Genomic DNA, 10948 nt, shown 5'->3' with positions numbered 1-10948 from the left:
ACCTACCAGCGCATCGACAAGGACGGCACGTTCCACACCCTCTGGTCCGACAACGACCGCCGCGAGGTCGAACAGGAGCCGTCCACGCACTGAGCAGGACCCGCGGCAGGACCCGCGGGAGCGCAGGCCCGGGTCGGTTGCCTCGTCATCGACGAGAGCCGACCCGGGCGAACCCGTGTCCCGGTCGGTGCCGGGCGGGACACGGGCACCAGCACGGGCGCGGTCACGGACACGGGCACGGGCACGAGCACGAGCTCACGCACAGGTCCGCAGCGCCATCCCCGTCAGGCGACGATGCGCTCGCGGGCGAGTCGGGCGAGCAGGTCGTCGAGACGAGCACCGGGGCCGAGCAACCGGTCCGAACCGGGGGCGACACGCACGAAGAACGTCGCGACGGCGGTCGTGTCGTCGGCTCGGACGTAGTGCACCGCCACGGCGGGGGCGGTGCGCCGACCGGCACCCGGCACGAGGACCGCCTCGGTCCCGACGTGCATGACGCGGCTCCACCGGATGACGAGCAGCCGAGTCGCCCGCCGTCCGTCGAGTTCCCACAGCGAAGCCTCCGTCGCTCCGAACGCCCAGGTCACGCGAGCGGTGAGCGGCACCTCGGGCCGGGCCGCCTCGATCACCCCGCGCAGTTCCTGCGTCGGAGCCGCGGGGACCAGCCACACCGTCGGGTCGATACGGCGCACCGCGCGCGCGAGCACGTCGTCAGCGCGACGCCGACCCGCTGCGCGTGCACGGACGACCGCGAGGACGACGATCGTCACGCCAGCGGTGACGGCCACCGCCTCCGCGATGCCGAAGGCCCGCAGGTCTGCGTCCGCGTGGACGGTCACGACGATGATCCGGGCGGTGAGGAGCGCCACCCACACACCGACGATCACCCACCGGAGCACGAGGAGCCGAGCGGCGGAGGACCAGCGGTGCTGGTCGTCGCGGGCGCGACCGAGCCCGGGGACACGATCAGGTCGCCACGGCACGCTCCGATCCTGCCACGGCGCCCGCACGGCACACCTCGCACCGGGTGAACGCTCCCCGAACCCCGACCCCGAACCCCGATCCCGACCCGGACCCGACGCGCGACCTGCAGCCGCAGCCGCAGCCGCAGCCGCAGCCGCAGCCGCAGTCCACGAGCGGCACCGACGCCCTGTTCCCAGCACGACTGACCTACGATCCGATCGTGACCGAGCCAGACCCGCGCCTCCTCCCGCACCGCAGGTGGGCCGCAGCGCTCGTCGGCGTCATCGCCGTCCTCGCGTTCCTCGCGGTCGCCGAACTGGGCGCGCTCGTCCTGGGCGGCGCAGGCAGTCCGCTCGTCGCGGTCGGCTCCGCCGTCATCGACCTCGCGCCCCCGACGGCGAAGGACCTCATGGTGTCGCTGTTCGGAACGGGCGACAAGGTGGCCCTGTTCGTCCTCATGAGCGTCATCCTCGTCGCGGTGGCGGCCGGCGCCGGTGTCCTCGAACGCCGGAACCCGCCGTACGGCGCGCTCGTCTTCGCCGCCGGCGGGGTGCTCGCACTCCTCGCCGTCACCACTCGTTCGGGCAGCGGCACCCTCGACGGCGCCCCGACGGTCGCCGGCATCGCCGCCGCGGTGGTGGTGCTGCGACTCCTGCTCCAGCGTCTCCGCCGCTGGGAGGACGCCCGCGCGGTCCCGACCGCCGGACCCGGCGGTGCTGGTGCGGTCGCACGCCGCTCCTTCATCCGCTGGACGGTGACCAGCGCAGCGCTCGCGGTCGTGGTGGGCGGCGCCTCCCGGATCGGCTCGGCCTCGCTCCAGGCCGCAGCGGCCGTCCGGCGAGCCGTGCGTCTGCCGCAGCCGGCGACGCCCGCCCCGCCCGTCCCGAGCGGCGCGAGCCTGGACGTCGAGGCCATCACCCCGTACGTCACGCCGAACGCCGACTTCTACCGCATCGACACGGCGCTGCGCGTCCCCGCCATCGACCCCGCCGACTGGTCGCTGAAGATCACGGGCGAGGTCGACGAGGAGGTCGAGCTCACCTGGGACGAACTGCTCGCGCTCCCGCTCGAGGAACACATGGCGACCCTGAGCTGCGTGTCGAACGAGGTCGGTGGCGACTTGATCGGCAACGCCCTCTGGCTCGGGTACCCGATCCGGTCCCTGTTGGCGCGCGCCCGCCCCCGCGCCGGAGCGGACATGGTGCTGTCCCGCAGCATCGACGGCTTCACCGCGGGGACCCCGCTCGACGTGCTCCAGGACGAGGGGACCGACGCGCTCCTGGCCGTCGGGATGAACGGCGACCCGCTGCCCGCCGAGCACGGGTTCCCGGCGCGGCTGGTCGTGCCCGGCCTGTTCGGGTACGTGTCCGCGACGAAGTGGGTGACCGAGCTCGAGGTGACGCGGTTCTCCCGGGCACAGGGGTACTGGACGCCTCGGGGTTGGTCGGAGCGGGGACCGGTGAAGCTCGAGTCGCGGATCGACACCCCGGTGGACGGCGTCACGGTGGCCGTCGGCGACCGGGTCCCGATCGCGGGCGTCGCGTGGCAGCCGCACACCGGGGTGAAGGCCGTGCAGGTGAAGGTCGGGGACGCCGACTGGCAGGACGCCGAACTGGCGGACTCGGTCTCGGCCGACACGTGGCGGCAGTGGGTGCTCCGGTGGACGGCGACGAAGGGACGGCACGAGATCCAGGTCCGTGCCGTCGGTGCCGACGGCGAGGTGCAGACGAGCGTGCAGCGGCCGCCGGCACCGAACGGCGCGACCGGGTGGCACGGGGTCACCATCACGGCGTCCTGACGGGAGGCCCGTGCGGTCAGGCGGGGAGCGTCGCCACCACGCACGTGCCGTCGACGTCGTCGTCCCGCACGACATCGGTCGTGAAGCCGGCGGTGCGGAACAGTTCCGCGGACACCGGCGCCTGCTTGGCCGACACCTCGATGACCACGGACCCGCCGCGCCGCACCCAGTCAGCAGCGCCGGCAGCGATGCGCCGGTGCAGGTCGAGCCCGTCGGCGCCGCCGTCGAGTGCGACCCGGTGCTCGTGGTCGCGCGCTTCGGGCGGCATGGTCGCGATGGCGTCGGTCGGGACGTACGGGGCGTTCACGGCGAGCACGTCCACGGCACCGCGGAACCGGGTGGGCAGCGGGTCGAACAGGTTCCCGGTCACGACGATGCCGCGGTCGCCGAGGTTCTCCGCGGCCACCTCGGTGGCGTCGGGGTCGATGTCGGCAGCGACGAGGTCGAGCGCTCCGACGCGTTCCAGCAGCGCCATCGCGACGGCCCCCGCTCCGCAGCACAGGTCGACGACACGGTCGTACCGTCGGAGCCGTCGGGCTGCCTCCGTGACGACGACCCGCGTCCGCGCCCGTGGCACGAAGACGCCCGGTGTGACGCGGACGCGGTGCCCGTCGAACGCCGCCCAGCCGAGGACGTACTCGAGGGGCTCCCCCGCCAGGCGACGCTGCACCAGGCCGCGGAGCCGGACCGCGTCGCCGTCACCGGCCGCGAGGAGCAGGTCCGCCTCGTCCTCAGCGAACACGCTCCCGCCCGACCGGAGTCGGGCGGCGAGGGCGTCCCGCGCGGTCAGTGCCACCGTCGGACGTGAGCGCTCAGGCGGCGCCGTCGAACATCGACGTCACCGAGCCGTCGTCGAACACCTCGTGGATGGCCCGGGCGATGAGCGGCGCGATCGGCAGCACCTCGAGCTTGTCCCAGCGCTTCTCGGGTGGCAGCGGCAGGGTGTCGGTCACGACGACGCGGTCGATGAACTCGCTCTGCAGCAGCTCCGTGGCCGGGTCGGAGAACACCGCGTGGGTGGCGGCGACGACGACGCCCTTGGCACCGTTGGCCTTGAGTGCCTCGGCGGCCTTCGCGATGGTGCGCCCGGTGTCGATGAGGTCGTCGACGAGCAGGCACCAGCGACCGGAGACGTCACCGACGATCTCGTGCACGGAGACCTGGTTCGGGACGAGCGGGTCACGGCGCTTGTGGATGATCGCCAGCGGAGCCCCGAGCTTCTCGGACCAGATGTCGGCGACGCGGACGCGCCCCATGTCCGGCGAGACGACGGTGAGGGTCTCCGGGTCGAGCATCTCCTTGAAGCGCTCGAGCAGCACGGGCATGGCGAACAGGTGGTCGACGGGACCGTCGAAGAAGCCCTGGATCTGCGGCGCGTGCAGGTCGACGCTCATGATGCGGTGCGCACCCGCGGCCTTGAACAGGTCGGCGACCAGACGGGCCGAGATCGGCTCACGCCCACGGCCCTTCTTGTCCTGGCGGGCGTACGGGTAGAACGGCGCCACGACGGTGATGCGCTTGGCCGAGGCACGCTTGAGCGCGTCGACCATGATGAGCTGCTCCATGAGCCACTCGTTGATCGGGGCCGTGTGCGACTGGATGACGAAGGCGTCGCATCCGCGCACCGACTCGTCGAAGCGGGCGTAGAGCTCACCGTTGGCGAAGGTCCGGGCGTCGGTCGGGACGAGGTCGACACCGAGCTCTTCCGCGATCGCCTTCGACAGTTCCGGGTGCGCTCGCCCGGCCACCAGGACGAGTCGCTTCTGGCCGGTTGTCTTGATTCCGGACACGTGTGGTGCTCACTCCCTGACCCCGAGAGGGGGCCGATCTGACCCCGCCGGGGCCGATGTCCTGGGCTCCGATCGGGGCCCACCGCTGACGGCCGCAGGGACCGTCGAAGGTGTCACTCGCCTCGCGCGCGCCGAGCTGCCTCGGCCGCCGGGGTACCGGGTCGGTTCTCCTCGACCCATCCCTCGGTGTTGCGCTGTGGGGCGTAGCTGATCGCGAGCGACCCGGCCGGCACGTCCTTGCGGACGGTCGTGCCTGCACCGGTGTACGCCCCGTCACCAATCCTAACCGGGGCGACGAACACGTTGTGCGACCCGGTGCGGACGTCCGACCCGACGACGGTGCGGTGCTTGTGCACGCCGTCGTAGTTCGCCGTGATGGTGGCTGCGCCGATGTTCGAGTCCTCGCCCACCTCGGTGTCGCCGATGTAGGACAGGTGCGGGACCTTGCTGCCGCGACCGATGACGGCGTTCTTCGTCTCGACGAAGGTACCGATCTTGCCGCGGTCGCCGAGGACCGTGCCCGGCCGCAGGTAGGCGAACGGCCCGACGGAGGCGCCGTCCCCGATGACCGCGAGCGTGGCGTCGACCCGGTTGACGGTGGCGTCGGCTCCGACCTCGGTGTCCCGGAGCGTGGTGCCCGGTCCGACGACGGCGCCGGCCGCGATCGCCGTCGCTCCGAGCAGCTGCGTGCCGGGCAGGAGCTCGGCGTCGGGCTCGATGGACACGTCGAGGTCGATCCACGTCGATGCGGGGTCCTGCACCGTGACGCCGGCGAGCTGGTGCCGACGGACGATCCGCGCGTTCAGCTCCCGTGCCGCATCCGACAGCTGTGCCCGGTCGTTGATCCCGGCCACGAGCCACGGGTCGGTCAGGGTGACGACGTCCACCCGTCCCCCGCGGGCGGCGATGAGCGCGGGCACGTCGGTGATGTACTTCTCGCCCTGTGCGTTCTCCGTCGTCAGCGACGGCAGCACCGCGCGCAGGTGGGTGACGTCGAACGCGTAGATGCCGGCGTTGGTCTCGGTGACGGCACGCTGCTCGTCTGTCGCGTCCTTGTGCTCGACGACACCGGTGAAGGCGCCGGAGGCGTCGCGCAGGATCCGGCCGAGCCCGGTCGGGTCGTCCTGGATGGCGCTGACGAAGGTGACCGCGTTCGACTGGCTCGCGTGCGCCTCGACCAGTCCGCGGAGGCTCTGCGCGTCGAGCAGCGGGACGTCGCCGGAGAGCACCACGACGACGCCGTCGAAGTCGGCCGGGAGCGCGTCGACCGCGACCTCCACCGCCCGACCGGTCCCGGGGACGTCGTCCTGGTCCACGACGAGGGCGTCGGGGGCACGCTCGGTGATCTCCGCCGCGACGCGCTCACGTTCGTGCCGCACGACCACGGCGACGTGCTCGGGCGACAGGGACTCGGCGGTCCGGAGCACGTGGGCGATGAGGGGCAGCCCGGCGAGCCGGTGCAGCACCTTGGGGAGCGAGGACTTCATGCGCGTGCCCTGCCCGGCGGCGAGGACGACGACGGCGATCCGCTGGTCGGTCATGCGTCCCATCCTGGCGCACCGCTCCCCCGGCGTCCGACCGTCGCGGGCATCTGTGCGGAACTCCGCGCCGCAGCACGTCCGTGGAGGAGCCGCCGACGCACCGCGAGCGCCTGGAGGCCCGGCACCGGCCGTCTGACCGGTGCCGGGCCTCCAGGCCGAGCCGTGCGCGGTCCGCGCGTGCGTGTGGACCGCCGTCAGGCGGACGTGTCCGAACAGCTCTACCTTGATCCAGCCCGGCTCGCGACGGTCGAAGGCCTCGTACGCCTCGATCGCGGACCCGATGCCCTCGTGCTCGGTGATGAGCGCGGTCGGGTCGAACTGGCCCGCTGCGACCATGTCGATGAGCGGCGGCGTGACCGAGTGGTGGTCGCAGTTGCCCATGCGGATCGTGAGGTTCTTGTTCATCGCCTCGCCGATCGGGTACGACTGCGCGGTCGGCCCGTACACACCGATGATCCCGATCCGGCCGTACTTCGCCACGCACGCGACCGCCCACTGCGCGACCTGCGACGGGCCGTCACCCGGCTTCCACTGCTGCGCCTCGCCGAACCCGTCCGGGGAGGCGTCGGGCGCGACCTGGGCGACCTCGGCGTCGAACGCGGCCGCCTGCTCGTCGGACACCGCTGCCGGGCCCCGCTTCGGGCGCTCGGCGTCGACCCCGACCGCGTCGATGACGGCGTCGGCGCCGATCCCGTTCGTGAGGTCCATGATCGCCTGCACCGGGTCCTCGCGGTTGTAGTCGACGACCTCGCAGTTCTGCGCGAGCGCGGCGGCGAGCCGGGTCTCCTCGCCGTCGACGACGATCACGCGCCCGGCGCCCTGCTTGAACGCGGACGCCGCGGCGAACTGCCCGACGATGCCCGCGCCGAACACCACGACGACGTCGCCGCGGGTGACGCCGGCGAGCTCGGCGCCGAACCACCCGGTCGGGAAGATGTCGGAGAGCAGGATGGCCTGCTCGTCGCTCACGTTCTCCGGCAGCGGGTGCATGGTGTTCTGCGCCCACGGGACCCGGACGTACTCGGCCTGCAGACCGTTCACCGGACCGGTCGACTCGGGGCCGCCGAAGAAGCTCGTCCCCGCCTGCGGGCCGTTCGGGTTCGCGACGTCGCACTGCGCGGTCTGGCCCATCCGGCAGTACCGGCACGCGCCGCACGAGATCGTCGAGTTGATCACGACGCGGTCGCCGGCGCTGAAGCCACGGACGGCGTCACCGACGCTGGTGACGACACCGACGGCCTCGTGACCGACAATCGTGCCCTCCTGCATCGGGGCCATGGTGCCGCGGACGAAGTGCAGGTCGGTACCGCAGATCGCCGAGCGGGTGATGTGCACGATCGCGTCGTGCGGGTCCTGGATCGTGGGCTCCGGGACCTCGTCGAGCCGGATGTCGCCGATGCCGTGCCAGACAACTGCCTTCATGGGGTTCCTCCTCGTGGGTCGTCGACCCGGACGGTACGCGCGGCGGTCTCGGTGGTCGTCGAGGGCAGCAGGACCCGCGGGCAGGCGGCGGCCGGGAGGCCCTCCCCGCCTCCGTCAGGCGGCGGCGCCCCGGCTGGCGGGCCGGGTCTCGTCGCGCACGAACGCCATGAGCACGAGCCCGGCGACGAGCACCACGACCACCCCGAGGATCCCGTACCGGGTCGACCCGCCCACGGTCACGGCGAGGCCGAACAGCGCCGGCGCGATGAACGAGGCCGCGCGGCCGGTGGTGGCGTAGAGGCCGAACAGCTCTCCTTCACGACCGGGCGTCGCGAGCTTGGCCAGGTACGCCCGGGAGGACGACTGCACCGGCCCGACGAACACGCAGAGCGCGAGACCGAGCACCCAGAACGAGACCTGCGCGGAGCCGGCGAAGAGCACTGCGGTACCGGTCAGGGCCAGCCCCACGAGCGACACCATGATGAGCGGACGGGACCCGAACCGGTCGTCGAGTCGGCCGGAGAGCACGGTCGAGATGCCCGCGACGACGTTCGCGACGATCGCGAACAGGATGACCTCGGACGGGCTGAAGCCGAAGACCTGGGCGGCGATGATCCCGCCGAACGTGAACACCGCGCCGACGCCGTCGCGGAACACCGCACTCGCGAGCAGGAACGCGAGCACGTTGCGCCGCGTCCGCCAGAGCCGGGCGACGTCCCGCCCGAGGTCCGCGTAGGCGGTCCAGAGCGACCCGCGGCGGCTCGGGTCGGCGGGTGCCTCGGGAACGGCGAGGAAGAGCGGGACCGAGCTGACGGCGAGCCAGACCGCGGCGATCCCGATCGCGACGCGCACGTCCCACTGCCCGCCCGCGACCGTCGCCGGGAGCTGCAGGAGCCCACCGCGGCCGTCCACGCCGAAGTCCTGGATGCAGAGCAGGAGCAGGACGACGAGGAGCACGATCCCGCCGAAGTACCCGGCGGCCCAGCCGATCGCGGAGACCCGGCCGGTCTTCGGTCCGGTGGCGACCTGCCCGAGCATCGCGTTGTACCCGACACAGGCGATCTCGTACGCGACCGTCCCGATGCCGATGAGCGCGGCGCCGAGCACCAGGTACGGCTGCTCCGGGGCGACGAACACCATGCCGACGATGGCGAGGAAGACACCGACCGTCGCGATGAGCACCGACCGCCTGCGGTGCCCGGACGTGTCGGCCAGCCGCCCGACGGCGGGGGCGACGAGGGCGACCAGGATGCCCGCGACGGTCAACGCCGTCGAGACGACGGCGGCGTTGTGGGCGAGCTCCCGCTCGACGGCGGCGGCTGCTGCAGCGGTCGAGTCCTCGGCGGCGACCAGTGCCGGGTCCACGAAGGCCCGGCTCGCCAGGTAGGTGCTGAAGACGAACGTCGTGACGACGGCGTTGAAGGCGGCGGAGCCCCAGTCCCAGAGCGCCCAGGACACGAGTGCCCGTCGTCCTGCCGTGGTCGGCGGGGCCGCGGCGGTCGTCGGCGTACCGGTCATGGCGGAACCGTAGCGCGTCCCGGTGTCGTGCCGGGGAACCGTGCCGCTCCGGGTCAGCAGGTCACCGTCGGAGCGTCTGCTTGGGGTACTCGCCGAACCGCTCCGCGTAGGCCGCGGAGAAGCGTCCGAGGTGCGCGAAGCCCCACCGGGTCGCGACCTCACCGACCGACGCCGTCCGCGGGTCGCGGGCGAGCAGTTCGTCGTGCACGCGGTCGAGCCGCACCTGCCGCAGGTAGGTCAGGGGCGAGACACCGAGGGTCCGGCGGAAGGACTCCTGCACGCTGCGCACGCTCAACCCCGCGACCCGCGCCAGCTCCGCGATGGTGATCGGGTCCTCGGGGTGGGCGTGGACGTACTCGACGGCGGCCCGGAGCTTCGCCTGCCGCGGGTGCAGCAGCTCGGCGGGGAGGCGGTCGAGCTGCGGCGGGACGACCCGGAGGAACGCGTCGGCCGTCTGCCGCTTCGCCTCGTGCCACACGAGCGAGTCGGTCCCGCCCTCGCGCAGCGCGCGGGAGAGCGCGCCGAGGGAGTCGCGCCAGTGCCGGACGGCCGCGCTCTCGGTCGGTCGCAGGTGGTCGAACCGCAGGTCGCGGGTGCCCACGTCGAACCGTTCCGAGGCGACCTCGCGGACGAACCGACGATCCAGGTGCACGAGCTGCTGGTCGTAGTCTGCGGCCACGAACACGACCTCGCGGTGCGCGGCGAACAGCGTCGGCTGCCCGATGCGGAGCGGGACGCGGTCGCGCAGGGTGTCGGGGACGCCGGAGCCCGACGTGAGCCACCCCATCACCAGCTCGTTGCCCGGGGTGGAGGCGCCGCGGAGGAAGCCGTTCATGGTCGACCGGCGCATCGACACCTCCGAGTCCCCGACGGCCGTGTAGCGGTACGAGTACTCGCCCTCTGTCCGGCGGGACAACCACTGCTTGCCGGCGTAGATGCCGGCGAGGTCGCGGACGGCCGCCTCCGGTTCGGTCCCGGCGACCTCGAACCGGACCGGCGTGACGGACTGCTCGTCGCCCGGACCATCTGAGGACGTCGGCGCGCTCACCGGGTCACCCGACCGGACCGGACGTGACCGCCGTCCGGATAGGGTGAGCCCGAACGCGCGGAGCCGACCCGCGCGCGGCTGCACGTCGAGGAGGCGAGCCCGTGAGTGAACTCGACGTCATGGGCGCCCTGGCCCGGCTCGAGCACTCCTCGATCTCGCTGCGCGACCGTCTGCGCGACCGGACCGGCATCACCGGCACGGACCTGCTGGTCGTGCGGTACGTGTGGCGCGCGAAGACGGCCGGACGGTCGGTCCGCGTGAAGGACCTCAGCGTGCACCTGGGGCTGACGGGCCCCGCGGTGACCGGCCTCGTCGACCGGCTGGCACGACAGGGCGTCCTGCGACGGGTGCCGAACCCGGAGGACGGTCGGAGCCGCTTCATCGAGCTCACACCCGGTCACGAGGAGGTCTTCGCAGCGGCGCTGGCGAGCACCAACGAGCAGTTGCACGAACTCCTGTCCTCCTTCTCGGAACGCGAGCGTCGACGCCTCGTCCGCATCGTGGACCTGATCGCCGGGGCGCTCGACGACGGGGTGCCACCCGCGTCGTAGTGCAGGGTATGGGCCGGTCGGATCGTCGCTGGGGGGTTTGTCCGCGCAGCGCGGATGGGTCGGCGACCTCCCCGTTCGCCCGGACGTGCTCCCGTTCACCGTCGTACCGTCGGTGACGATCAGGACCCCTCGCAAGGGGGTCATGTCCGACGGGAAGGGACACCATGGGCATGTACGAGTCCGAGCCGGGCGTCGACCCGGTGCGCATCACCACCATCCGCCGTCTGCGCCGCCGCTGGAAGCACGGCGAGCAGCCGACCGACGACCAGGGGTTGTTCGACGACCTCTTCGTCGGCACGACGAAGCAGCGCTGACAC

General features: G+C 72.7%; 9 protein-coding genes and 1 pseudogene. 3 read left to right on the top strand and 7 right to left on the bottom strand.

Going from position 1 to position 10948, the window contains the following annotated elements; translation table 11 throughout:
* Positions 1-284: 284 nt before the first annotated feature.
* On the bottom strand, positions 285-983 hold the full coding sequence (locus DEJ32_RS11735) for a hypothetical protein (RefSeq protein ID WP_110901393.1): 699 nt from the start codon (positions 981-983) through the stop codon (positions 285-287).
* A gap of 200 nt (positions 984-1183) precedes the next feature.
* On the opposite strand from DEJ32_RS11735, the gene DEJ32_RS11730 reads away from it, so the two are divergent.
* Positions 1184-2761: a molybdopterin-dependent oxidoreductase gene (locus tag DEJ32_RS11730; RefSeq protein WP_110901402.1), complete on the top strand. Its 1578-nt coding sequence runs from the start codon at positions 1184-1186 to the stop codon at positions 2759-2761.
* Positions 2762-2777: 16 nt separating this feature from the next.
* On the opposite strand, the gene DEJ32_RS11725 is transcribed toward DEJ32_RS11730, so the two are convergent.
* The 6 genes and pseudogenes from DEJ32_RS11725 to DEJ32_RS11700 all read right to left on the bottom strand — a co-directional run bounded on the left by DEJ32_RS11725 (position 2778) and on the right by DEJ32_RS11700 (position 10080).
* Positions 2778-3551: a putative protein N(5)-glutamine methyltransferase gene (locus tag DEJ32_RS11725; protein WP_110901401.1), complete on the bottom strand. Its 774-nt coding sequence runs from the start codon at positions 3549-3551 to the stop codon at positions 2778-2780.
* Positions 3552-3573: 22 nt separating this feature from the next.
* On the bottom strand, positions 3574-4551 hold the full coding sequence (locus tag DEJ32_RS11720) for a ribose-phosphate diphosphokinase (protein WP_110823606.1): 978 nt from the start codon (positions 4549-4551) through the stop codon (positions 3574-3576).
* Between the two features lie 113 nt (positions 4552-4664).
* On the bottom strand, positions 4665-6092 hold the full coding sequence (glmU, locus tag DEJ32_RS16525; RefSeq protein WP_110901400.1) for a bifunctional UDP-N-acetylglucosamine diphosphorylase/glucosamine-1-phosphate N-acetyltransferase GlmU: 1428 nt from the start codon (positions 6090-6092) through the stop codon (positions 4665-4667).
* Positions 6093-6755: 663 nt separating this feature from the next.
* Positions 6756-7514, bottom strand: a pseudogene (locus DEJ32_RS16520) (alcohol dehydrogenase catalytic domain-containing protein); the annotation flags it as partial.
* Positions 7515-7628: 114 nt separating this feature from the next.
* Positions 7629-9032, bottom strand: a complete 1404-nt coding sequence (locus tag DEJ32_RS11705) for an MFS transporter (RefSeq protein ID WP_110901392.1) — start codon at positions 9030-9032, stop codon at positions 7629-7631.
* A gap of 61 nt (positions 9033-9093) precedes the next feature.
* Complete coding sequence (locus DEJ32_RS11700) at positions 9094-10080, bottom strand: AraC family transcriptional regulator (protein ID WP_110823602.1); 987 nt, start codon at positions 10078-10080, stop codon at positions 9094-9096.
* Positions 10081-10181: 101 nt separating this feature from the next.
* On the opposite strand from DEJ32_RS11700, the gene DEJ32_RS11695 reads away from it, so the two are divergent.
* Positions 10182-10631, top strand: a complete 450-nt coding sequence (locus tag DEJ32_RS11695) for a MarR family winged helix-turn-helix transcriptional regulator (protein WP_110823601.1) — start codon at positions 10182-10184, stop codon at positions 10629-10631.
* A gap of 164 nt (positions 10632-10795) precedes the next feature.
* The gene (locus DEJ32_RS16295; RefSeq protein ID WP_181419412.1) at positions 10796-10945 is read left to right on the top strand and encodes a hypothetical protein; all 150 of its coding nucleotides are present in this window, start codon (positions 10796-10798) and stop codon (positions 10943-10945) included.
* The last annotated feature ends 3 nt before the right edge of the window (positions 10946-10948 follow it).

Origin of the sequence: Curtobacterium sp. MCPF17_046, assembly GCF_003224295.1 — a bacterium.
In the GTDB taxonomy this organism is placed as follows: domain Bacteria; phylum Actinomycetota; class Actinomycetes; order Actinomycetales; family Microbacteriaceae; genus Curtobacterium.
The sequence above is the reverse complement of the archived record's forward strand: the minus strand, read 5'-3'. Positions and strand labels throughout refer to the sequence as shown.